The organism is Vreelandella sp. ssv, from assembly GCF_059448525.1.
In genome coordinates, this window is record NZ_CM182545.1 from 2277929 (window position 1) to 2303185 (window position 25257).

Annotated in this window: 20 protein-coding genes; 5 read left to right on the forward strand and 15 right to left on the reverse strand. The window is 53.8% G+C overall.

Annotated features, from left to right (window positions below; all coding sequences use genetic code 11):
• Window positions 1-111: 111 nt before the first annotated feature.
• The 15 genes from AC5TBW_RS10485 to leuC all read right to left on the reverse strand — a co-directional run bounded on the left by AC5TBW_RS10485 (window position 112) and on the right by leuC (window position 17257).
• Window positions 112-1323 (reverse strand): O-succinylhomoserine sulfhydrylase, encoded by a 1212-nt coding sequence (locus AC5TBW_RS10485; RefSeq protein WP_495508523.1) that lies wholly within the window; start codon window positions 1321-1323, stop codon window positions 112-114.
• 12 nt (window positions 1324-1335) lie between these two features.
• Complete coding sequence (gene purF / locus AC5TBW_RS10490) at window positions 1336-2856, reverse strand: amidophosphoribosyltransferase (protein WP_495508524.1); 1521 nt, start codon at window positions 2854-2856, stop codon at window positions 1336-1338.
• A 101-nt stretch (window positions 2857-2957) separates the two neighbouring features.
• Window positions 2958-3533 carry a CvpA family protein gene (locus AC5TBW_RS10495; RefSeq protein ID WP_495508525.1) on the reverse strand — a complete coding sequence of 192 codons (576 nt, stop codon included), beginning with the start codon at window positions 3531-3533 and terminating at the stop codon, window positions 2958-2960.
• Between the two features lie 3 nt (window positions 3534-3536).
• Complete coding sequence (locus AC5TBW_RS10500; protein WP_495508526.1) at window positions 3537-4229, reverse strand: SPOR domain-containing protein; 693 nt, start codon at window positions 4227-4229, stop codon at window positions 3537-3539.
• Window positions 4216-5559, reverse strand: coding sequence for a bifunctional tetrahydrofolate synthase/dihydrofolate synthase (folC, locus tag AC5TBW_RS10505; RefSeq protein ID WP_495508527.1), 1344 nt, complete (start codon window positions 5557-5559; stop codon window positions 4216-4218). Before folC ends, AC5TBW_RS10500 begins: the two co-directional genes overlap by 14 nt.
• Window positions 5552-6571, reverse strand: a complete 1020-nt coding sequence (gene accD / locus AC5TBW_RS10510; RefSeq protein WP_495508528.1) for an acetyl-CoA carboxylase, carboxyltransferase subunit beta — start codon at window positions 6569-6571, stop codon at window positions 5552-5554. The genes folC and accD overlap by 8 nt, the downstream gene beginning before the upstream one ends.
• A gap of 94 nt (window positions 6572-6665) precedes the next feature.
• Complete coding sequence (gene trpA / locus AC5TBW_RS10515) at window positions 6666-7469, reverse strand: tryptophan synthase subunit alpha (RefSeq protein ID WP_495508529.1); 804 nt, start codon at window positions 7467-7469, stop codon at window positions 6666-6668.
• Between the two features lie 23 nt (window positions 7470-7492).
• On the reverse strand, window positions 7493-8680 hold the full coding sequence (gene trpB, locus AC5TBW_RS10520) for a tryptophan synthase subunit beta (protein ID WP_495511950.1): 1188 nt from the start codon (window positions 8678-8680) through the stop codon (window positions 7493-7495).
• A 175-nt stretch (window positions 8681-8855) separates the two neighbouring features.
• Complete coding sequence (locus AC5TBW_RS10525) at window positions 8856-9494, reverse strand: phosphoribosylanthranilate isomerase (RefSeq protein ID WP_495508530.1); 639 nt, start codon at window positions 9492-9494, stop codon at window positions 8856-8858.
• Window positions 9491-10429: a tRNA pseudouridine(38-40) synthase TruA gene (gene truA, locus AC5TBW_RS10530; RefSeq protein WP_495508531.1), complete on the reverse strand. Its 939-nt coding sequence runs from the start codon at window positions 10427-10429 to the stop codon at window positions 9491-9493. Before truA ends, AC5TBW_RS10525 begins: the two co-directional genes overlap by 4 nt.
• A gap of 9 nt (window positions 10430-10438) precedes the next feature.
• Window positions 10439-12472 (reverse strand): type IV pilus assembly protein FimV, encoded by a 2034-nt coding sequence (locus AC5TBW_RS10535; RefSeq protein WP_495508532.1) that lies wholly within the window; start codon window positions 12470-12472, stop codon window positions 10439-10441.
• Between the two features lie 182 nt (window positions 12473-12654).
• Window positions 12655-13767 (reverse strand): aspartate-semialdehyde dehydrogenase, encoded by a 1113-nt coding sequence (gene asd, locus AC5TBW_RS10540; RefSeq protein WP_495508533.1) that lies wholly within the window; start codon window positions 13765-13767, stop codon window positions 12655-12657.
• A 206-nt stretch (window positions 13768-13973) separates the two neighbouring features.
• The gene (gene leuB, locus AC5TBW_RS10545; protein ID WP_495508534.1) at window positions 13974-15053 is read right to left on the reverse strand and encodes a 3-isopropylmalate dehydrogenase; all 1080 of its coding nucleotides are present in this window, start codon (window positions 15051-15053) and stop codon (window positions 13974-13976) included.
• A gap of 101 nt (window positions 15054-15154) precedes the next feature.
• A complete protein-coding gene (gene leuD / locus AC5TBW_RS10550) occupies window positions 15155-15802 on the reverse strand; it encodes a 3-isopropylmalate dehydratase small subunit (protein WP_495508535.1) in 648 nt (215 codons plus the stop codon).
• Window positions 15803-15805: 3 nt separating this feature from the next.
• On the reverse strand, window positions 15806-17257 hold the full coding sequence (leuC, locus tag AC5TBW_RS10555) for a 3-isopropylmalate dehydratase large subunit (protein ID WP_495508536.1): 1452 nt from the start codon (window positions 17255-17257) through the stop codon (window positions 15806-15808).
• A 157-nt stretch (window positions 17258-17414) separates the two neighbouring features.
• Between leuC and AC5TBW_RS10560 the strand changes: the two genes are divergently transcribed.
• The 5 genes from AC5TBW_RS10560 (at window position 17415) to AC5TBW_RS10580 (ending at window position 25137) form a co-directional block, all read left to right on the forward strand.
• Window positions 17415-18317, forward strand: a complete 903-nt coding sequence (locus AC5TBW_RS10560; protein ID WP_495508537.1) for a LysR family transcriptional regulator — start codon at window positions 17415-17417, stop codon at window positions 18315-18317.
• A 773-nt stretch (window positions 18318-19090) separates the two neighbouring features.
• On the forward strand, window positions 19091-21517 hold the full coding sequence (pgaA, locus tag AC5TBW_RS10565; RefSeq protein ID WP_495508538.1) for a poly-beta-1,6 N-acetyl-D-glucosamine export porin PgaA: 2427 nt from the start codon (window positions 19091-19093) through the stop codon (window positions 21515-21517).
• On the forward strand, window positions 21514-23475 hold the full coding sequence (gene pgaB / locus AC5TBW_RS10570) for a poly-beta-1,6-N-acetyl-D-glucosamine N-deacetylase PgaB (protein ID WP_495508539.1): 1962 nt from the start codon (window positions 21514-21516) through the stop codon (window positions 23473-23475). The genes pgaA and pgaB overlap by 4 nt, the downstream gene beginning before the upstream one ends.
• Entirely contained in the window at window positions 23472-24722 is a 1251-nt protein-coding gene (gene pgaC / locus AC5TBW_RS10575) for a poly-beta-1,6-N-acetyl-D-glucosamine synthase (protein ID WP_495508540.1), read from the forward strand. Before pgaB ends, pgaC begins: the two co-directional genes overlap by 4 nt.
• Entirely contained in the window at window positions 24712-25137 is a 426-nt protein-coding gene (locus AC5TBW_RS10580; protein WP_495508541.1) for a hypothetical protein, read from the forward strand. Before pgaC ends, AC5TBW_RS10580 begins: the two co-directional genes overlap by 11 nt.
• Window positions 25138-25257: the final 120 nt, after the last annotated feature.

The window sequence follows — 25257 nt, forward strand, 5'->3', positions numbered from 1 at the left end:
ATAACGATTCTTTGCTTGCAAAGCTTATGACGCATTGGGTTTCAATAGTATGAAAAAACCCACCTTTCAAAGGTGGGTTTTTCATTTTCATGCCAGGTTACTGAACCCCAACTAACCAGCAAGAATATCTAGGCCGCGTGCAAGATCCCGCTGGATATCCTGCTGGCTCTCAAGGCCTACCGCTACGCGAATAAGTCCAGGCGCAATACCCGCCGCTTCTTTTTGCGTATCGGATAAACGACCATGCGTGGTCGTCGCAGGATGGGTAATGGTGGTTTTAACATCACCTAAATTACCCGTGATAGAGAGCATACGGGTAGCATCAATTACCTGCCAGGCGCCCTCTTGCCCCCCCTTCACCTCAAAACCTAACACCGCACCAAACCCTTTTTGCTGCCGTTTGGCCAAGTTATGCTGGGGATGATTTTCCAGGCCGCTATAGAAAACTTGATTAACCGCCGGATGAGCATCCAGCCAGCGCGCTAGCGTTAAGGCATTTTCACAGTGCGCTTTCATACGCAGCGACAGAGTTTCCAAGCCTTTGGTGAAGATCCATGCGTTGAAGGGGCTAAGGCACGGCCCACAGGTACGTACTACGCCAAAGACTTCTTCAAGCAGCGCATGGCTGCCCACTACCGCCCCGCCAATCGCCCGGCCCTGGCCATCCAGATATTTAGTCGCCGAGTGAATGACCAAATCCGCACCTAGCGCTAATGGCTGCTGAAGTGCCGGTGTGAGGAAACAGTTATCAATCGCCAGCAGCGCGTCATGACGTTTGGCCAATGCGGCCAGGGCCGGGATATCAGCAATTTCTGAAAGTGGATTTGAAGGTGTTTCGGCAAACAGTAGACGCGTTTTGGGGGTAATAGCAGCCTCCCACGCAGCGATGCTGGAAAGCTCCACATAACGCGTGGTAATACCAAATTTACCCAGGTACTTATCGAACAGGCTAACCGTTGAGCCAAACAGCGATCGAGAAGCAACAATTTCATCACCTGCCGAGAGCATCGCCAGCGCGGTAGAAAGAATCGCGGACATACCCGAACTAGTGGCAACACAGCGCTCTCCGCCCTCAAGCGCCGCTAAGCGACGTTCAAAGGTATGCACCGTGGGATTGGTAAAGCGCGAGTAAACGTTGCCCGGCTCTTGTCCACCGAACTTACGCGCCGCTTCAGCGGCGCTCTCATAGACGAAACTAGAGGTGGGAAAGATTGGTTCAGAGTGTTCTTGCTCAAAAGTGCGCTGATGGCCCGCACGGATCGCCAGCGTCTCTAATGACCACTCATTCTGGTGACCGTCTTCCTGGTGATTATCATCATGCATTAGACTTCTCTCCTAATCGTCCAGGTCATCATCCTGATTATGCATATCGACCAGGGCATGGTCACCAGCGCTCTGATCCTTGGCGGAATCATTACGGCTAGCTTCAAGCGCTGCCAAGTAAGCGTCGTCAATATCACCCGTCACGTAGTTACCGTCAAACACCGAGCAATCGAACTCTTCCATCTCAGGATTCACTTCACGACACGCCGCTTTTAGATCTTCCAGGTTCTGATAGAAAATACGGTCAGCCCCAATTAAATCACCGACTTCGTCTTCGCTACGGCCGTGGGCAATCAGCTCAGACGCGGCTGGCATGTCTATTCCATACACGTTGGGAAAGCGAACTGGCGGCGCTGCAGAGGCAAAATAGACCTTACGCGCCCCTGCATCGCGGGCCATTTGGATAATCTGCTTACAGGTGGTGCCACGCACGATAGAGTCGTCCACCAGCAGTACGTTCTTGCCTTTAAATTCAACGTCGATGGCATTGAGCTTCTGGCGTACCGATTTTTTACGCTGCGTCTGCCCCGGCATAATAAAAGTACGGCCAATATAGCGGTTCTTCATGAACCCCTCGCGATAAGTCACACCCAGGTGCTGCGCCATTTCGAGCGCAGAGGTGCGAGACGTATCGGGGATTGGAATAACCACATCGATATCGTGATCGGGCCACTCGTTAAGAATGCGGTCACCCAACTTACGCCCCATCTGCATGCGGGTGCCGTAAACATAGGCACCATCCAGCAGTGAGTCCGGGCGCGCTAAATAGACGTGTTCAAAAATACACGAGCGTAATTGTGGGCGGTCAGCGCACACCTGAGTGTGAATATTGCCCTCAATATCGACAAATATAGCTTCTCCAGGAGACAGATCACGCTCCAGCTCAAAGCCGCCGACGTCCAGTGCAACAGATTCGGAAGCGATCATTACCGCTTGACCGTTCTCTTCTTCGCGGGTGCCGAATACCACCGGGCGAATGCCGAAGGGGTCGCGAAACGCCACCATGCCAAAGCCATTGATAATCGCGACGGCGGCGTAGCCGCCTTTGCAGCGTCGATGCACCCGGCGCACGGCGTCGAAGATATCTTCTGCTTCCAGATGAAGCCCTTGCTTGCCCAGCTCGTGGGCAAACACGTTGAGCAGCACTTCGGAATCGGAGCTGGTATTAATGTGGCGTAAATCGGTCGAGAACAGCTCCTGCTTCAACTGCTCTGAGTTGGTCAGGTTACCGTTGTGCGCCAGCGCAATACCATAAGGCGAGTTGACATAGAACGGCTGCGACTCGGCTTCGCTAGAAGAGCCAGCCGTTGGATAACGTACATGACCAATGCCCAGGTTGCCTTTCAGACGGGCCATGTGGCGGGTATGAAATACATCACGTACCAAGCCGTTACTCTTGCGCAGTAGGAAGCGTCCCTCGCTCCATGTCATCATGCCGGCAGCGTCCTGGCCACGATGCTGAAGTACGGTCAGGGCATCGTAGATTCCCTGATTTACCGCCTGCTTGCCCAGAAGGCCCACTATACCGCACATTCACGTTACCTCGCTTAATGCCATGGCTTACTTTAGTCACTTACCTAAGTCAGTTACCTATGCAAACCCGAACGTTCGTAGAATCAAAAATCAGTAGCAGGTCAATCACCCGCCGGGATAACTTCCCGCTGCGCCCCACTTGGCAGGCGCAGCTCGGGTAGCGAAATGTCGCGCAACGACGACGGTGCCTCGGGGAGCTCACGATCCCACTGGTCTAACTGGCTGACCGCCCAATCGCGTAATTGAATAAATGTCGGGCGGAGTTCTGCTTGCTGCCACGCCTGCAGCTCAGACAATGGAGTCAGCGTGATCAGCACCGTCGCCACGAGTAAAATGACGGCCCCGCGTGCAACGCCAAAAGCGGCGCCCGCCACGCGGTTCAATAGCCCCATCCCTACCCACTCAACCGCAGCATGCACCAAGCGAATAACAATGCCACAGAGTAAAATAACGGCAAATATTACCAGCACGAAAGCCAGCACAAGACGGGCGTCAAAGCTTTCGATGAAGCCGCTCATCAGTTCGGCCACTGGTTCAGCCAGCACTCTGGCCACCATTAACGCCACCACCCAGGCGGCCAGTCCTAACGCTTCGCGTACAAACCCTCTTACAAACCCGGCTAGCATCGACAGCGCCAGCACGGCCAAGAACACCGCATCAATCCATGTTAACGCCATGGTTTAGTCTCTTACTCGAACAAGAAGGCCCTGAACATTGGCGCGTTCTTTAATCGAGGACATGGCAGATTCACCGTCTTCGGAGGTGGCATATGGGCCCACAAATACAGTGGTCATATTGTTATCACGCTCACGCTGATAAACGCTAAATCCTTCTTCTGATAGCTTTGCGCTAAGCCGCTGAGCATTTGCTGGCTCACCAAAGCTGCCCACTTGCACCGCCCACTCTCCCTGCGCGCTGGATGAAGGAGTGGAGGCACTCTGTGACGAGCTTCCAGCGCTGTTTTGTCCACTACCACTGTTCGAGGCAATTAAATCAGCGATGGGGTCACTATCGGATATCGCCGGGGCTTCACCGGGCTCACTTGACCGAGCCGCTTCAGCACTGGAAGTCGATTCACTCGAGGCCGCGATTTGATCGGTTTGCGGTGATCGCGGATCAGCATCTATAGGTATAAAACCATCCTCACTCTCTTCACTAGGGGATGAAGATAATGAAGGCTCGTTGATGGTAGAGGGCATCTCGGGTGCGGGTACGTTCCGGCGCTCCACTTCAACCGGCTGCTCAATCACGAAGTTCGGCTGAGGGCGATCTTCCCGGGGTGCAGGATCACTCATTAGCCACGGCACAAAAATCGCCAGCAGCGCGAGTAAAATTACAATACCGCTAATGCGTTCGGTTTTACCGTATTTCATTTCCGTCTCCATCAAGCGAAGCAGCGCCTGTTGGCAGTGGCTGAGCTAGCAATGCCGCTACAGTAAAGAACGACCCGGTAGCCAAGACACGATCATTGGGCGTTAACACCTTAGCTAACCAATCGACGCCAGCTTGCGGCGAATCTGCGCAAAAGTGCACCCGCCCTCCCTGAGCAATAATATATTGCGACAACTCACTTGCCAGACAACCTCGTTCGCCCGACAGCGACACGCACACCCAATCGCTGATGCGAGAAGATAATGCCTGTACGACACCGTCAATATCCTTGTCATTCAACATCCCGATAAGGCCCCACTGCCTTCCCCCTTCTGGCGGAGAAGGTAAATGGCGGCCGACATACGCGGCAGCATGGGGATTATGCCCTACATCCAGGCACCACGGTCCCATCCACTGAAGGCGTCCTGCTAATTGTACCGTTGCAAGCCCCGTTTGGACGTTAGACTGGCTTAACTCAACCCCAACGAGTAAGAGTGCCTGTAAAGCGGTAGCGGCGTTATCAATAGGCAACCCGGGGTCGGGAAGTTCATCGATGGTAACACTTTGCCCACTTGAATCCTGACTCTGCCAACGCCACTGAAAATGCTCACTGGCTATCATCTGATGGCTAAACTGCTGGCCCAAGCTAAACGTAGGCGCCCCTAGCGCTTGGGCACACTCCACAACGCTTGAAGGTAGCGTTTCACTGCCGAGTACGGCAGGTCGGTCGGTACGAAAAATACCGGCTTTTTCTCTACCAATCTGGGCTAAATCGGTGCCTAGAAAGTTAGCGTGGTCCTGAGCAATGGTCGTCACGATGGCGACATCCGCATCAATGATATTGACCGCATCAAGCCTTCCACCAAGGCCTACTTCAAGTACCGCCAAATCAAGGTTCGCATTGGCTAAACACCAAAGCCCACACAGTGTGCCGGCTTCAAAATAGGTCAGGCTTATTTCACTGTCCTGCAATCGCGCCCGTTCGACCTGCTCAAACCCTTGCACAAGCAGCTGATCGTTCGCTTCCTGACCGTCAATTTTAACGCGTTCGTTGTAGCGCAATAAATGGGGAGAAGTGTAGGCACCTACTCGCCAACCATGGGCACGGGCAACGCTGTCAATCATGGCAAGGGTAGAACCCTTGCCATTGGTGCCTGCAACCGTAATAACATGAGGGGCAATAGGGCTTGAAAACAGCCCCATACGCTGCGCCACTTTGGAAACCCGCTCCAGCCCCATATCAATACCGACCGGATGCAGCGTTTCCAAATGCTGCAGCCACTGCTGTAACGAACGTGGCTGTAAAGAGTGTGGCGCTAGAGAATCAGGCATTGCGTGAATGGTCATCACTCTTAGCAGGAGGAGTGTCTTTCTTCGTCGCCTCGACCTTGTCAAAAGTGACGTTAGCAGCGTCTGCTAATGTCGCTTCCTCAACGATGGGTTCAGCAATATCCACTTCGTCAGTGCCCGGCGAACTAATCAGCATCGCATCGTGATGAGTAAGCTTGCGTAGCACGTTGCCCACGCGGGCACGCATTTCATGACGATGAACGATCATATCGACAGTGCCATGTTCAAGCAGAAACTCACTACGCTGGAACCCTTCGGGTAGGGTTTCACGCACCGTTTGTTCGATTACCCTTGGGCCAGCGAAGCCAATCAACGCATTAGGCTCAGCAATATTTAAATCACCGAGCATAGCCAGCGAGGCTGAGACACCGCCAAACACAGGGTCAGTAAGCACAGAAATATACGGCACTCCCGCCTGCTTGAGCTTTTCAAGCGCTGCGGAGGTTTTAGCCATCTGCATCAACGAGAAGAGCGCTTCCTGCATGCGCGCACCACCCGAGGCCGCAAAACACACCAGCGGGATATTCTCTTCCAGGGCCAGGGTAGCGGCGCGCACAAATTTCTCACCGACCACCGCCCCCATAGAGCCACCCATAAAGGTGAACTCAAAGGCAACGGCGATGACCGGCAAACCATCCAGTTCACCGCGCATCGCGACCAGCGCATCTTTCTCGCCAGTATCTTTTTGCGCAGCGGTCAGGCGGTCCTTGTATTTTTTAGAGTCGCGAAACTTCAACCGATCATTGGGTTCGATCTCTGCCGCGATCTCTTCACGTCCAGCTTTATCCAGGAACCAGTCCAAGCGTTTACGTGCCGTCAAGCGCAGGTGATGGTCGCACTTGGGACAGACGCTATTGTGTTTCTCAAGCTCAGGGAGATAGAGAACCGCTTCGCACTTGGGACATTTACGCCAGAGGCCGTCGGGAACGCTAGCGCGACGGTCTTTACGCTGGATACGACCCATTGAGGGTACGATCTTGTCTAACCAGCTCATATCAAAAAGGCTTCCGTTATACGTCAACGCCTGGCAAAACCAGACTCAATGAGTGTCGTTTATCTATTCAGTATAGGCGATAAAGCATCTAGCTTTAGGCATCCATCGCCGTACGCATTTCTGCTAATACACTTTTCAACTGGCCCGCAATGGTTTCCGGCGCGTCCTGGCTCTCGGCGATACGGTTAACCAAGGCACTGCCTACAATCACACCATCGGCGACTTTAGCTACCTCAGCGGCGGTCACACCGTCACGGATACCGAAACCGACACAAAGCGGCAAATCAGTCATCCCGCGCAGCGGCGCCAAGTGTTCAGCGACATCGTCTGCGTTTAAGGTAGCGGCTCCCGTCACGCCTTTCAGCGAAACATAGTATAGGTAGCCTTCACCATGGGCGCATATTGTAGCGGCACGCTCGTTAGAAGTGGTAGGCGCAACGAGAAAAATCGCTGCCAAATCACGAGATTTCAGCAGAGGACCGATCTCCTCTGCCTCTTCCGGCGGCATATCGACGATCAATACCCCGTCTACGCCCGCGCTGGCCGCCTGATCGGCAAAGCTCTCATAGCCAATGCGTTCAATAGGATTCAAATATCCCATTAGTACAACCGGCGTCGTGGTATCGGTTTGGCGGAACTCTTTGACCATCTGCATAAGGTCAACCAGTCGTGTGCCCTGCTTTAAAGCACGCTCACAGGCTTTTTGAATCACCGGGCCATCGGCCATCGGATCGGAAAACGGCACGCCCAACTCAATCACATCGGCGCCCGCATCCACCAGTGCATGCATAAAACCCACGGTGTACTGCGGGGCTGGATCACCTGCGGTGATGTAAGGGATCAAGGCCTTGCGGCCCTGCTGTTTAAGTTCACTGAAACGCTGATCAATACGGTTCATGCTCGCCCTTAAAAAAGCTGACCTTAAAATTCGATGCCATCAATCTTAGCAACGGTCATGATGTCTTTATCGCCACGCCCGGAAAGGTTAACCACGATATGCTGGTCAGGACGCATGGTCGGCGCTAATACTTTGGCATGGGCCAACGCATGGGCGGACTCAAGGGCAGGCATAATGCCTTCCATATGCGTCAGCTCGCGAAATGCTTCCAGCACTTCTTTATCGTTAGCGGCCACATAGGAGACCCGCCCCACATCTTTCCACAGCGCGTGCTCTGGGCCGACACCAGGATAATCCAGGCCGGCTGAAATGGAGTGCGTATCCGACACCTGCCCGGCTTCATCAGACATCAAGTAGGTGCGGTTACCGTGCAGGACGCCGCGCGGCGCATTGGACGCTAACGGCGCAGCGTGGCGCCCGGTTTCAACGCCATCGCCACCGGCTTCAACGCCGTACATGGCAACGTCGTCATCTTCAACGAACGGATAGAACAGGCCAAGGGCATTAGAGCCGCCGCCGACACAGGCAATCAGTGCATCGGGTAGACGGCCGATTTGCTCCAGCGACTGACGACGCGCTTCGCGCCCCACCACCGCGTTGAAATCGCGCACTAACATCGGATAAGGGTGCGGGCCTGCCACGGTACCGATGATATAGAAGGTGTTATCAACGTTGGTGACCCAGTCGCGCAGCGCTTCGTTCATGGCGTCTTTAAGGGTACGGGTGCCGGACTCTACCGGAATGACCCGTGCGCCCAACAGGCGCATACGATAGACGTTCAGTTTTTGCCGCTGAACGTCTTCAGCCCCCATATACACGTCGCACTCAAGCCCTAGGCGAGCGGCTACGGTCGCTGAGGCGACGCCATGCTGGCCCGCGCCGGTTTCTGCGATAATACGTGGCTTGCCGGTTTTTTTGGCCAGCAGTGCCTGACCAATGGTGTTGTTAACCTTGTGAGCGCCGGTGTGGTTCAGGTCTTCCCGTTTCAACCAAATCTGCGCGCCCCCAAGACTCTCCGACCAACGCTTAGCATGGTAGAGCGGTGATGGACGACCCACGTAGTGGGCAAGATCGTAATCAAACTCGGCTTGGAAGTCGGGATCATCTCGCAGACTTAAGTACGTTTGCTCCAACTCTTCCAACGCAAAGCTCAGTGTTTCTGACACAAACCGACCGCCGTAAGGGCCAAAATGACCACGGGCATCCGGCATTCGGGTCAGGTCGCTGAACTTGGTTTTAGAAACGGTCACAGAGATACCTCACAAGATCGCCAGAACAGGCAAACAATAAATGAATCAACTTAAAAACGTAGCTCGATAAAATACCCATAAGCTACACGCATCAATTACACTCAAATTAAGTGCATATAAACGTATCCGACGAACGCTAACAAGCGTCGGCGAGCGCCAAATGACGTACAAAAGCCGCCATTTTGTTGGCATCTTTACAGCCGTGGGAGGCTTCAATACCGCCTGACACATCCACTGCATAAGGCGCTACCTGACGAACAGCATCAGCAATGTTATCAGCACTCAACCCACCGGCGAGGATAACAGGTTTTGCAAGATTTGCGGGGATTCTCGACCAATCAAAAGTCTCCCCCGTGCCCCCCGGCGTTCCCGGTCGATAGGCGTCTAACAGCAGCGCCTGGGCGTGATGATAGCGCTCTACTTCATGGGCGAGATCTATCTCATCGCGCATGCGCAGCGCTTTCATCCAGGGTCGTGCAAAGCGCTGGCACTCCTCGGGCGTCTCATTGCCATGAAACTGAAGCATATCAAGATAGGGCAAGCACTGCTCGATGAGTTCAGCAGGCTGATCGACAAACAGCCCTACGCGAGTCACGAATGCGGGCACACGAGCAGAGAGCGCCGCTAGTTGCTCAACATTCACGCTACGCGCACTTTTGGGCCACATAACTAAACCCAATGCGTCCACACCCAGCGCCACGGCTCGGTCAATATCCTCAGTTCGGGTAAAGCCGCAGAATTTAATTCGAGTGCGGGCAAGCGGTGTCGTACTCATAGCGACCTCTCCTGCTCAGAGTTAAACGGCGCGTTACTCAGTGTGCGGCTGCGACGGTAGGCAATCCGCGGCGTATCGGGAAGCTCACGCTCTCCCGTCCATTCACCGGTAAACGAGAGCAGATGAGGCCCCAGCGGCTCTTTGGGCAGATCAAAACGCTCATCATAAACCGAATCCACAAAATGCAGCCCGCTGGCAGGCGCCGTCACATCGCCCTTGCGGCGATTTTGCAGCGCCAGCAGTTTGCCGATATACGCTTCATCCTGAGCCCCGCGCCCGACGCTTACCAGCGCCCCGGCAATATTGCGAATCATATGGTGTAAAAACGCATTGCCCTGAATATCGATCATTACCAGTTGGCCGTAACGTTTCACGTCGACAAAGTGCATATGCCGCCAGGGGGTTTTGGACTGACAGCCCGCAGCACGAAAACTCGAAAAATCGTGCTCACCTACCAGCGCCTGGGCTGCTCGGTGCATAGCATCGGCATCTAATGGATCACGACACCAGGTGACATTGGCCCGCTCCAGTACGGGGCGGCTAATCTGGTTCAGCAGGACGTAGCGGTAGCGCCGCCCCAGGGCGCCAAGGCGCGAATGAAAGTCGTCGCCCACGGGTTTCACCCAGCGTACGGCTATATCGCGGGGTAAATGGGTGTTGGCACCAAAGATCCAGGCTTTCTCAGAACGCTTCGCAGTGGGATCAAAATGCACGATTTGGCGCGTGGCATGCACACCCGAATCAGTGCGACCGCTGGCATGCACCTGAATAGGCTCATTGGCCACCTTGGAAAGTGCAGCCTCTAACGAAGCCTGGACAGAGGAGGCGTGCTTAAGGCGCTGAAAACCACAGTAATGAGTACCGTCGTACTCGATACCCATTACCAAACGGCCAGCAAGCGGAATTTTCTCATCGAAGTGATAGTACAGCGTCATCAAGCCACGTCATTTTGAAGATTTTGGAGGTTCACTATTATCCAGGCCTCGCGGCTTGAATGCTACCTCTTCAATTTCCCACTCCTCCTCAATTGGCCTACGCGAATGCTTTGCAGGTCTGAGAGGCTCGGCATACGTTTGGTTGGAAAACTCGACAGTGGGCTGCATGGGGGTTTCGGTGCGCAGGCCATCTTGGTGACTGAGGGCGCTGTTTAAAATCGGCGGGTGATAATCGATAAAACGATGACCAGCGTCCGCCGCCACTTCGGGCTCGCCCTCAGATGCTGGCGCAGGTTGAGCCAGCTGTAATCCGGCCAGCATCTGGCTCATAGGCAAAGAACTTGGTGGGGGTGCTAATGAGACGTTTGACTGGCTATCATCGGGAACCGCATGCAAACCCAACCGCCGCTGTCTGCCTTGCTCAGCCAACCCGGCGGCCTGGCTTTTTTCATAACTTAGCGAGTCAGCCTGCTCATGCGCGTACCCTTGCTCATCGACTAACCAATCATCTGTATTCACTGATGACGCAGGATTTATTTCATCCGCATCAGTCTTTTCTGCATTAGCCTCGGCTATATCGGACTCAGGCTCGGATGCCGACTCGTTGTGATGCGCTACGGGTGGGCTGCCCTCGGCATGCTGTTCATCAGTTCCATCACTTTTCGCGCGGATGGGGTAAGCGACTGAAATTGCTTCAGGCATAGGCGCTGCCTTAGGCGCAGCACTGGGCGAAACCGTTCTCGTCACCACTGGCTCGGCAAGCGGGACGTCTTCCCAAGTTTCTTCACGTCGCTTACGTAGCCATGCCAACAGAGCCAATAGCAGGGCAAGAGCGGTCAACGCCAGCGGCCACTGATAGCGCTCAAGCAAGGCAGCCACACCCGGGCGTTCCGTCTCGTCCATGCTGGCAACCAGTGGCGCTGGTGATGGCTGTTGAGCAGCCAAGGCATCACTAAGTGCCTGAGTCAGCGAGGCGACTTCACCCCGCAACTCATTCAGCTCGGCGCGCATTAATTCGCGCTCTTCAAGCACCTGTTGAAGCATTGCTTGGCTTAAACGCAGTTGCTCAGTCAGCTCTGCACGCGTCAACGCTTCAGGCTCGTCGGTTTCTACTTCAAGCGCTGCTGAGTCGCTCGCTACCGGCTCGCCCGCTTCTGGCTCATCCATTTCTGAACCGCCAGCGGCGAGCGCATTAGCAGGTTCATTTGCCTCATTAGCGGTCAAGGTTTGGCTGGCAGTCACTGCAACCGGGTCAACTTCGACATCGGGTAGCGACACCGCCTGCAATGAGCCGTTGCGGCGTGAACGCCAAGCTTCATTCATCGCTTTAATAGCGGCGCCTGCGTCTAGATGGGAGCGTGCGAGAATTCGTTCTGTGCCAGGTACGCGCAGCGTTTGGCTTGCGCGCATGTCATTTATATTGCCCGATGGAAAGGCCTCAGGATTGGCCTCCAGCAGCGCCACCATCATCTGCTGCACGCTGGCTTGCGAAGGCTTAAGCCGCTCTGCGACGCCCCATAACGTATCGCCACTGCCTATATAGGCACTCGGCGGTACTGTCGAGCTGGGTTGAGCTACCGCAGGTGTGGCGGCATTGCTTGCCGCTGGCGGGCTGGAGGCAGCATTGGGAGTCGGCGCTTGATTCTGGGAGTAGCCTTGGGGATCAAATAGTAAGGTTATGTCGCGAAACTGTTGCCCGCCGGGAAACTCAACGGTCAACAGCAAATCCAACCAGGGCTCCTGCATCGTTTGCTCAGAACTTAACCGCACCTGCCGCTGCCCTTGGTGCTCGACAACCTGAGCGCGGACATTGGCCGCTAACGGCGTCCACTCAAGACCTGCTGCGGCGAAATCAGACGGTTCAGCAACACTCACACGAATAGCGTCTAGCCCGTAATCGCCGCTTTCCAATAGTGGGATTGAGGCGTCTAAAGGCGCATTCAGATACGAGCTGACACTCGCTTGCCCCAGCCCAACGGCCAGCGCAAAGGGACTTACTGCACTCAACGAGAGCCATGTAATCCATGTCAGTGTTTTTTTCATGAATGTTCCCTGATCGCTTACTTACTTTTTTACTACTCATGCAAGCTTATTGTATTACGACTCTTTTATCATAACTTAACGAAATAACGCTGCTTTTCCCACTACCGTGATGGATGGCAGCGTAAAAAAACGGGAAGCTGCGAACAGCTTCCCGTTTTCGACTGGCGTACAACAACAAATAATTACTGTTCGCGCAGAATCTTCAACATACGCTTAAGCGGCTCTGCGGCGCCCCACAACAGCTGGTCACCGACGCTGAACGCTGAAAGGTATTCACCGCCCATTTGCATCTTACGCAGGCGGCCGACCGGCACTTGCAGGGTGCCAGTGGCAGCCGCGGGCGTTAGGCCAGCAATGGTGGCGTCTTTATCGTTAGGAATCAGCTTGACCCACTCGTTGTGCTTGGCGATACGATCTTCGATCTCATCCAGCGGCACATCGTGCTTTAGCTTGATGGTGAACGCCTGGCTGTGCGAACGCATCGCGCCAATACGAACACATAGGCCATCGATGGGGATCGGGTTATTATCGAGGCCAAGAATTTTATTGGTCTCAACGCTGCCCTTCCACTCTTCGCGGCTCTGGCCGTTATCTAACTTGGTATCGATCCACGGCAGCAGGCTACCCGCCAGCGGCGCGGCGAAGTTCTCGGTCGGAAAGTTACCACTGCGCATCGCAGCCGTTACTTTACGATCGATATCCAGAATCGCACTGGACGTATCCTTCAGCTCTTCACCAACGCTGTCGTGCAGTTGACCCATTTGGTTCAACAGCTCGCGCATATGCTTGGCACCCGAGCCTGAGGCCGCTTGGTAGGTCATGGAGGTCATCCACTCCACCATATCGGCTTCGAACAAACCGCCTAAGCCTATCAACATAAGGCTCACAGTGCAGTTGCCGCCGACAAACGTCTTCGCGCCCTTAGCTAGCTGGTTATCGATCACCTTGCGGTTCACCGGATCCAGCACGATTGTCGCTTCATCTTCCATACGCAGGGTGCTGGCGGCGTCAATCCAGTAGCCTTTCCAGCCTGCGTTACGCAGATCTTTGTAAACCGGCTTGGTGTAGTCACCGCCCTGGCAGGTCACGATGACATCCAGCGCTTTGAGCGCTTCAATATCAAAGGCGTCTTTAAGCGGAGGCACATCCACACCGATATCGGGGCCAGGCTGGCCAACCTGGGAGGTGGTGAAGAACACCGGCTCGATGCCGTTAAAATCACCATCTTCCAGCATGCGCTGCATTAATACAGAGCCCACCATGCCGCGCCATCCCACGAAACCGACTTTCAACATATGAAGTCCTCCTGCAAAGAATGAGTCTTGGTATTATACACAATTCTTTACGCTGATTTTTTGAAGTCAGTAGATAGGTTAAGGGCTATCCCTGCGACAAGCCTTCGAGGGGCACTGTAAACCCATCCATGGGCGCTACATTTGCCATCCATGGCAAATGACCCCCTCTACGGCTTGTCCCAGGCGCCCTTAACGCAGTCACTACTTTACTGCTTAGCAAACGCTGCCAATACCGCATCGCCCATAGCATCGGTACCGATGGTTTGCATACCTTCAGAAGCAATATCCGCAGTGCGAAGACCATCATCCAGCACACTGCCCACAGCGGCTTCAATACGCTCCGCCAGGGCATTTTCATTCAGAGAGTAGCGCAGCATCATGGCGACAGAGAGCATCATCGCTAAAGGATTCGCTACGTTCTGACCAGCGATATCCGGCGCGCTGCCGTGGCATGGCTCGTACATGCCCTGACCGCTTTCGTTAAGCGATGCAGAAGGCAGCATACCAATAGAGCCAGTGAGCATCGCGGCGGCGTCAGAAAGAATGTCGCCAAACATATTGCCGGTGACCACCACATCAAACTGCTTGGGCGCGCGCACCAATTGCATAGCGGCGTTATCCACGTACATATGGGAGAGTTCAACGTCAGGGTACTCTGGCGCCAAACGCTCCATCACTTCACGCCACAGAATGGTGACTTCTAGCACGTTAGCTTTATCGACCGAGCAGAGTTTTTTACCGCGCTTTTGGGCCATTTCAAACGCGACACGGCCAATGCGCTCGATTTCGCTTTCAGAGTAGATGTAGGTGTTAAAGCCCACCCGCTCGCCGTTACGTACTTCTATGCCACGAGGCTGGCCGAAGTAGATACCGCCCGTCAGCTCGCGAACAATCATAATATCCAGCCCAGCCACTAGCTCAGGCTTGAGACTGGAGGCGCTGGCCAACTGCGGATAGAGCATTGCCGGGCGCAGGTTGCCAAATAACCCCAGATTTTTACGCAGCCCCAGCAGCCCTTTTTCGGGACGCTTGGAAAGGTCTTCAATTTTGTCCCACTTGGGGCCACCCACAGCACCCAGCAAAATAGCACTAGCGGCTTTGGCTTTTTCAAGGGTTTCCGCGGGCAGTGGCTCGCCATGAACATCGTAAGCGGAGCCACCCACCAAGCCCTCTTCTACTTCAATATCCAAACCTGTTTCTTGGCACGCCTTCAACAAACGTGCTGCTTGGGCAGCAATCTCGGGGCCAATACCGTCACCCGGCAGCAGTAATACCTTATGAGTCATGCTGAATCCTTAGCACTTACAATGAAATAACTTAGGGGTAAGGGCAGGCCTGTGTGACGTCGACCTGCCCTTACCGCCATATAGAGGAATCGCAAAAAAAATTACGCAGACTGCCGGAATAACCAGGGACGCGCGGCCTTATGCTTCTGCTCAAAGGCACGAATGGCGTCTTCATCTTTTAGCGTCAGGCCAATATCGTCCAGCCCTTCCAGCAGGCAGTGTTTGCGGAACTCATCCACTTCAAACTCTAAAATTTCGCCGCTAGGGGTAATGACGCGCTGATGCTCCAAGTCCACATCCAACTGATAGCCTTCATTGGCATCCACCTCAGCAAACAAGCGGTCTACCACATCTTCTGGGAAGGTAATCAGCAAAATGCCGTTCTTGAACGAGTTGTTATAGAAGATATCGGCAAAGCTAGGCGCAATCACTACCTTGAAACCGAAATCTTCCAGTGCCCAAGGCGCGTGCTCGCGAGAGCTACCGCAGCCAAAGTTGCGTCGAGCAAGTAGCACTTCCGCGCCGTTGAAGCGCGGCTGGTTCAAGACAAAATCAGGGTTCAGCGGGCGCTGTGAGCAATCCTGCCCCGGCTGGCCTTCATCCAGGTAACGCAGTTCGTCGAATAAATTAACGCCGAAGCCGGTGCGCTTGATCGATTTCAAAAACTGCTTGGGGATAATCAAATCCGTGTCGACGTTGGCGCGATCTAGAGGCGCTACCACGCCTTCAAAACGTTCAAATTTTTTCATGGCTTAGGCCTCCTGTGCGTGAGTGGCGTCGTTGGCAGGCAAGCTACGAACGTCAACAAAATGACCGGCAATCGCCGCTGCTGCTGCCATGGCGGGGCTGACCAAGTGCGTGCGGCCGCCATAGCCTTGGCGTCCTTCAAAGTTGCGGTTAGAAGTAGAAGCACAGTGTTCACCGGCCCCCAACTTATCTGCGTTCATGGCCAAACACATGGAGCAGCCTGGCTCACGCCACTCAAAACCAGCCTCAATGAAGATTTTATCCAAACCTTCCGCTTCTGCTTGGCGCTTCACCAAGCCAGACCCCGGCACCACCATGGCCAGCTTGATGGAATCAGCCACTTTATTGCCCTTAGCGACTTTGGCGGCTTCACGTAAATCTTCAATACGCGAGTTGGTGCAGGAGCCAATAAAGATTTTATCCAACTTGATATCGGTGATTTTTTGGTTGGCCTGAAGCCCCATATATTCCAGCGCGCGAGTGTGGCTGCGCTGCACGGTTTCATCCAGCGCGGCTAGCGGGTCAGGCACTTGGCCAGAAATACCGGTGACCATTTCAGGACTGGTACCCCAACTCACTTGAGGCTCGATCTCTTCCGCTTTCAAGGTAACCACTTTATCGAACTGGGCGTCATCGTCAGAGACCAAATTACGCCAGTCAGCCACGGCGCCTTCCCACTGCGCGTCGGTAGGGGCAAAGGGGCGTTTGGCAAGGTAATCAATGGTGGTGTCGTCGACCGCAATCAAACCCACCCGTGCGCCTGCTTCGATGGCCATATTACATACGGTCATACGCCCTTCCATGGAAAGCGAGGCAATCGCGCTGCCGGCAAACTCAATGGCGTAGCCGGTACCACCAGCGGTGCCGATCTTGCCGATAATCGCCAACACTACATCTTTAGCGGTGACGCCCAGTCCCAGCTCGCCTTCGACGCGCACCTGCATATTCTTCATCTTTTGCGCCAGCAAACACTGGGTCGCCATGACGTGCTCGACTTCGGACGTGCCAATACCGTGGGCCAATGCACCAAAGGCACCGTGGGTAGCAGTATGGGAGTCGCCGCATACCACCGTCATGCCTGGCAGCGTGGCGCCCTGCTCGGGGCCAACCACATGCACAATCCCCTGGCGCGGGTCATTGATTTTGAACTCTTCAATGCCGTACTCAAGGCAGTTGTCGTCCAGAGTCTGTACCTGAATCAGCGATACTGGGTCTTTAATGCCACTATTGCCCTCGGCGCGCTCTTTCACCGTAGTGGGCACGTTGTGATCAGGCGTCGCCAAGTTGGCGTCCAAGCGCCATGGCTTGCGATTCGCTAAACGCAGGCCTTCAAACGCTTGGGGCGAAGTCACTTCGTGAAGCAGTTGGCGGTCGATATAGATCAACGCGGTGCCGTCATCACGCTGCTTGACCAGGTGCTGATTCCAAAGCTTGTCGTAAAGGGTTTGACCTGACATGTGGCTCTCCGGGGCGGTGCCCTGCTAGTTCGGTATGGCAGCCTCTACGTGCTGCTTATATGACGATGAACTGAGTGTTACGCGACTCGCGCATAAAAGCAATTCATGTTATTCATAGATTGGATTCCATATAGGAATAGCTGATCAGGGATACGTCGTGGATACACAAAGCTTGCAAGCCTTTATGGCCGTTGCTGATACGCAAAGTTTCTCACGCGCGGCTGAACAGCTTCATCTCACCCAACCCGCCATCAGCAAACGTATCGCCACATTGGAATCGCAGGTGGGCACACGGCTGTTTGACCGCATCGGTCGGCGGATTGCATTAACGGAAGCGGGCAGTGTATTGCTGCCCCAAGCGCGGCGTATTCTGTTTACCGTCGAAGATAGCCGACGCGCCCTGGCGAACCTTTCCGGCCAAGTCGGCGGTAAATTAACATTGGCCACCAGCCATCACATTGGCCTGCACCGCTTACCGCCGCTATTAAAGCAGTATACCCAGCGCCACCCGGAGGTCGAACTCGACCTACACTTTCTAGACTCAGAGCAGGCTTACCAAGACGTACTGGACGGCACGCTGGAAATGGCCGTGGTAACACTTGCCCCCCACCCTCACGAGCAACTTCAGGTGGTTGAGCTTTGGCGCGACCGTCTCTGTTTTGCCTGCGCCACGGATCACCCTCTCACCGCCCATGTTAACGCCCATACAAAATCCCACAAAGGAGGTTTATCGTTGTCCGCGCTTTGCGATTTCAACTGTGTAATGCCCGGCGCAAAAACGTTTACCGGTTCACTGATTGCGCAGCGCTTCACTGAAGCAGGGCTAAGGCTACCGGTGAGTATGGCGACCAACTACTTAGAGACACTAAAAATGATGTGCAGCGTAGGATTAGGCTGGAGCCTGCTGCCGGAAAAGATGATCGATAGTGAACTTGTTGAACTTGACGTCGATACTGCCCCTATTCACCGCCCGCTGGGTTATCTGGTGCATACCAACCGAACACTCTCCAATGCAGCACGTAGGATGATAGAGCAGCTTGAAACCGCCCGTCAGCCTTAAGAGTCATAAATGAAAGGCTTTATCACTTTTTACTGACACTGCTATTCAGTCATCGCCATTGCTCACTGCATTGAGCAAATGCCTCTTTCTCATTAGCTGCTTGGTCTTTATGCCAATGAGTAGTAGGCAGACCTTTGGCCAATAAACACTTGCACGATAATTTTCCACTCCTCATCGCTATCAGAAAGCCCCAAGAGAAACGCCTAGTGCCCTTCTGCTTTAAACGATAAAACAGGTGCGTAGCGCAATGCCGGTAGAAGCCACGCTCAGCCCACTTGCATCTTCAAATACCACTTCCCTAGCAAACTCAGCTGCAAATAGCGGGCCGCCGCCTTACTTTCGGCACATTGAGTAGTGGCATACCCCCACATGGTTGTTTTTCATGTCGCGACAGTGACGCTTACAGCAACACAAAAACAAGCGCCTTAATAGTGGATGGCTTCCCCTTCTTTTTGTGTAACTTATCGTAAGTTACAGCTAATTTTTAACTGAGAAATCTGACAACAAAAACGTTTCACTAGGTTAGACCACATTGGTTAAAGCCGATTTGAGAGTAACCAACGCTTTTTTACTTGTGTCGCTAAACCTAGCAACGGCGGGCATAAGGGCCGATTTCATGGGCCGTTAATGAAATTTCTCAGTTCTTATACTGACGATATTCCTCTTCAAGTTCACGTTTTATTCTAATTTTTACTCAAAGATACTCCTATATACTGGAAGTATACATTTGATTACAAACCGTTGTCATTAGCCCCCAGGGTAGGAATATCACCATGCATAACCGTCCTAGCTCCCTACTGCCAATTTGCCTGCTTGCCTGCCTAGCGACAGGCACGGCGCAAGCGCAAACGGCGACCGACGCGCAACGCGAAGCACTGGTTATTCAAGCACGCCAAGGGGCTATGGAAACATCAATCGACGGCTTAAAGACACTTTATTACCAAACACGCGATATTCGAGTTCGCGAAGATCTGGTGGCGCTGCTGGTGCGCGACGGTCGTCATCAGGAGGCACTGGCCGTATGCACCTGGTGTCAAACAGAAGATTACAGTGATTCCGAACTGGCCAATCTCGCCGGGGCCGCACGTAGTGTGGGTGAATACGATCAGGCGCTAGAACTATTTCGAGCACTCACCTATCGCGACCCGTCAAACGCCCAGGGCTGGCTAGGCCAGGCGTTAGTACATACCGATATGAACAACTATACCCTGGCGGATATATCCCTGCAGCAGTACACCCAGGTAGCTGGCACGACGACCGCTGGACTCGAAGCCAGGGGCTATCTAGCAGCACGTACCGCTAACGCCGTTCAAGAATTGGATGCCCGCCAGGCGCTGGTCACACAAGACCCCAGCAACACAGCCGAACTACAGGCGCTTTATCGTCTAGCGGTAGGTCTTGGCGCCAGCAATGCGGCACGCCGCCTCATGGATGCTAACCCATCGGTCTTCAGCGAGAGTGACCGCCTATGGCTTACCTATTATGAAGGGGTAACTGATATACGCCTGGGTATTCATACCGAACAACCCTTTCGAATCACCAGCGGCTTAGAGCAACTGAACAGCGTACTGAGCAACCAAGATGCGCCGCAGGAGCTGGTTACCCTCGCCGAATATGACAAGGTGGTAGCGCTAGCCGAATTAAGGCGCTTCTCTGAAGCGGAGGCGCTGGCCGTTAGGCTTGAAAACCAGCATGGCCAGCTGCCCAGCTACGTGACCCGTTCCAGAGCCCACGCATTAAATGGCATGGGTCGCCCCGATGAAGCTATCGTGCTCTACGAAAACCTGATTCGGCAAGACCCCAAGCAGGCGACCAACCCTGACGACCCCTTAAATGAAGGGCTTTTTTACAGCTATACCGATGCCAGACGCTTCAGTGATGCAGATGCATTATTGGATGAGTGGCTCGCGGTTGAACCAGAGCAACGTCTGGATTTCACCCGGACCCTGCGTATTGAAAACCCCAACTACCAGAAAGTCCTACTCCTCGGCGTGCTACTTGAAGCCTGGCGCGGCCGTATCGGAGAGGCTAGCGAACGCCTAGCCGCGTATCAAAGCCAAGCACCTGGGGATCCTTATTTGTGGCTAATGAAAGGAGACCTTGAGCGCCTCCGGGGCTGGCCGCGGCAAGCCGAGGAGTCTTACCAGCACGCGGCACCATTAATGCCAGAGGATAGGCAGGACTCCGTCCGTCACGGAATACTGCGGGCCCGGTTGCAGCGCGGCCAGTGGGAAGGCACCACCACCAAAATCGCTAAAGAAATTGCAGAAGCCCGGCCAAGTGCGTCTCGCGACGAAATGGCCCGGGACTGGCGTGAGCTACGCGCCCCTCAATTGAGCAGTTCGTTTGAGCGCAGTAAAGGCCAAGGAAGCGGCACCCAAGCCTCGCGGGAATGGCAGTATGAAGTCCGCCTTGACGGCCCCCGCAACGACAGCGGTTCTCGCCCTTTCGCTCAGCGTATTGGCCAATTTGGGGAGTTTCAAGATGAAAACCTATATGCGTCTTATAACATTGCGGGCTACGAATGGAACCTGCATCCGGCCACGGTAACCCTGGCGGCGGGCCATGGGTCACAGCTCAACGACGATTTTATGGCGCTTGCCGAACTTCAGTACGCTCCAACCGATCATTTGACCACCACGCTGGGCGTCGAAATCAACACCACCGGCACACCACTGCGGGCGCTGCGTGATGGCATCTATGCCGACCGCTATCGTGCCCAAATAGCCTATCGGCGCGACGAACGCGGTACCGGTGCCATCGGCGTCATGGCTACCGACTTTGACGATAGCAACCTGCGTCAATCCGTTTACGGCTACTGGAATCAAACGCTCTACCATCTGGACCGCTGGCAAATAAACGGCGAAGTTCAAGCGTCTGCGTCACGCAATGATGAGGTTGAAGCCAGTTATTTCAACCCGCGACGCGATGCCAGTTTGTCCGCTGTATTGAGCGTCAACTATGAGACTCCCATCGATTACCGCCAGTCCTTTATACAGTCGCTTACCCTTGGTTCAGGTCGCTACTGGCAGGAAGATTACGACAATGAAAACACTTGGTCGATTGGCTATCAGCATAGCTGGGAGCTACTTCCTACCGTGAACTTTGAATACGGCATTGCCCGCGAAAGAGCCGTCTACGACGGAGTACCTGAATACGACAATGTTATTTCAGCCGGCTTTGTATGGAGATTCCTATGACACTCTGGCGCGTCATTGTACTGAGTGCGGTTTTGCTGGTGATCGTCAACATTCAGCACGCCCAAGCCGCTCGTTCACCGGATGATTTCGTGGTGATCAGTTACCACGACATTGTGGATTCCAGTGTCACTCCCGACCTGGACATCTATTCGCAGACCATCACCCGCAACCGCTTAATCGAACACTTCAACCTGATGGCAGTGAGTGGTTATCATCCAGTGAGTTTGCAGCAGATTATTGATGCCAAAGCGGGGGGACAACCACTGCCGGAAAAAGCGGTACTGCTGACCTTCGATGATGGTTATCGTAGCTTTTACGACATCGTCTTTCCGCTACTCAAACTATATGGCTTCCCCGCCGTTCAAGCCGTCGTCGGCAGCTGGCTGGATGTCCCTGCGGGTGAACGGGTGCCCTACGGCGAAACCACCCTGCCCCGCGATCGCTTTCTCTCATGGGACCAGCTCAGAACCCTGGATGAATCACCGCTGGTGGAAATTGCCTCTCACACCTACAACCTTCATTACGGTGCTATCGGCAACCCCATGGGCAACGAACAGCCTGCTGCTGTGACCAGCATTTGGAATCCGCGCAGTGGTTATGAAAGCGAAGCCGCCTATATTGAGCGGATACGCAACGATATGGCTCAAACCCAGCAGCGTTTCCAAGAGGAGTTAGGCCACACTCCGCGCATTATGGTGTGGCCCTACGGGGCTTACAGCCAGGCGACAATTAATATCGCCGCCGAATATGGCATGGACTACACGTTTAGCCTGCTCAGTGAACCCAACCAGTTAAACGACTCCTTGAGTACGGTGAACCGCTACCTTATTGACCAGGAAACCAGCCTGCAAACCATTGAGGAGATGCTTTCTAACCGCGTATGGGAGCGAGAGGACCTGCGCATTGTGCACGTTGACCTGGATTACGTTTTTGACGATGACCCGGAACAACAGGCGCAAAATCTCGATCAGTTGATTGAGCGTATTTACCGCTATGGCGTCAGTACTGTTTACCTTCAAGCCTATGCAGACCCGGATGCTGATGGCGTGGCCGATGCACTCTACTTTCCTAACCGACACTTACCGGTCAGGGCCGACCTGTTTAACCGAGTGGCCTGGCAATTAAAGAAGCGCGCCGGTGTGAAAGTCTATGCGTGGATGCCGGTGATGTCGTTTGACTTGGGGGCAGGCTACCAGTACGTCACCGATGTGAGAACCGGTAAGGAATCTCCAGACCACTACCGTCGGCTCTCGCCCTTCGTGGAAGAGAACCGTCAAGCCATTCGTGATATCTACCAAGACCTTGGCCGCTTGACCAAGTTCGATGGCCTGCTATTTCACGATGACGCCTTCTTTACCGATTTTGAAGACGCCACCCCTGAGGCCTTGGCAGCCTATGAGCGCGCTTCACTGCCCAACGATATCAACGCTATCCGTAATGACGAAAACCTGATGGCCATGTGGACCCGCTTTAAGACCGACTACCTGACCGATTTCACAGACGAGCTGGCTCAGGCGGCTAACTACTATCGTCAGGTCGACAATAAAGAGTTTACCACTTCGCGCAATATCTATGCCGTCACAGTGATGGAACCCGAAAGCCAACGCTGGTTTGCCCAAGATATTCAAAGCTTCGCCGATAGCTACGACTACGTTGCACTCATGGCCATGCCGTACATGGAAGAAGCGGAAAATCCCAATGAATGGCTAAGAAGCCTTGCACAGCGTTCGTTGGCACAGGTGAGTGCGGATCAACTGGTGTTCGAACTACAAACCAAAAATTGGAATACCCAAACGCCTATCCCCAGTAAGGAGATCGCCGAATGGGTGCGCATATTGCGTGAAGAAGGCATCAAGCACATTGGTTACTATCCGGACAATTTTATTGAAAACCATCCTGATATGAATGTGATGAGACCAGTATTTTCCATCGGACGTCGGTTTAGGGCTATCGAATGAACATACTCGACCATCTCGCAATTTTCACACTTGGCTACCCCAGCCTGATGGCGACCATATGGATATGTGGCGGTATTTACTTTCACCTGCACTGGGAGCGTAAGCAACCCTGGCCCGAAAAATTCGTCTGGGACGAAAGTGCCCCCAGCGTAACGGTTCTGCTGCCTTGCTATAACGAAGGGGCCAATGTGAAGGAAACTATTCATCACCTCTTTAGGCAGAACTACCCACACATGGATGTGATTGCCGTTAATGATGGTAGCAAGGATGACACCGCCAGTCGGCTTGATGCCTTAGCACTGGAGTACCCCAGGCTAAAAGTGCTGCATCAAGCCAACCAGGGCAAGGCCAGCGCCATGAACCATGGCTTAAGCCATGCCAAAGGAGACATCATTGTTGGGATCGATGGGGATGCCATACTCGACTATGACGCCATCGGTTATATGGTTACCCACTTCCTTAGAAGCCCAAAGGTCAGTGGCGTGACCGGCAACCCACGGGTGAGAACCCGCTCTACTGCCATTGGTAAGATACAAACGGGTGAATTCTCAGCCATTATTGGCCTAATCAAACGTGCCCAGCGCATCTACGGGATGGTATTCACCATTTCCGGTGTCATCTGCGCGTTTCGGCGTACTGCCCTGGAAGAAATCGGTGGTTGGAATACGGACATGATCACCGAAGATATCGATGTGAGCTGGCGGTTACAGCTATCAGGCGGCCATGTACGCTACGAGCCCAGAGCCATGTGCTGGGTATTAATGCCGGAAACTCTGCGCGGACTTTTCAAACAGCGACTGAGATGGGCTCAAGGAGGGGGCGAGGTTTTCCTGCGCTACTTCTCTCAGACCATTCGCTGGAAAAACCGGCGCTTCTGGCTGCTCATGGTGGAATATATCGTCAGCGTGGTTTGGTGCTACTCGGTTATCACCCTGCTAATCATCTGGCTGTCCTCTCAACTTGTTATGCCGTTGGCATGGCCTGTCACTGCCAAGCTACTGTCGTATTTTGGCAGTCTTTTGATCGCCATCAGCTTTATCCAATTCACCGTCAGTTTCTATATTGACAGCCGCTACGACAAAGAGATCTTCCGCTGCGTCTACTGGAGTATCTGGTACCCGTTCGCCTATTGGATTCTCAATATGATCACCGTCATTATCGCCTTCCCTAAAGCCATGATGCGCCAAAAGGGAAGGCACGCCACCTGGACTAGTCCGGACCGAGGGGAGCAATTCCATGAACAATAAATTAATGTCCGTCATCATCGACAACCCCTGCCAGAAAGGTTGGGGTTACCGATCCCGGGATACCTTAATCACCCTTGCCACCCTTGCACTGTGGATACTGGTGATGACTAGGATGTATATGTTTTTCATCGTGGAAGAGGCGATCCTTGATCAGCTCATTGAATCGGTCATGTTAAAAATAGTCCTGGTCGGTTTTGTCGTTACCTTCCTGACGTTTCACTGCTGGGCCGTTTACAACCGCTATCTGTATAACAATTATCTAAAACGTCAGTTGCGCTATTTCGATCCGCCTACACTCTCAATCGATTGCTATATGGATAACGATATGGAGAGCTACGTCAATAATGAGATGGCCACCGAGTTCACTATACGTGAGCACGAATTAGTCGGCACACCCAGCCAAGCAACTAACTGACACTGCCCAAGGGCTTCCATTCAGGCCTCAAAGCCTGAATGGAAATCACTACCTCCACCCGTCCTCCTGCCATGTAGCGGTGGTAATGAGCCTACGATAAACCCTCGTGAGCAGCATGAA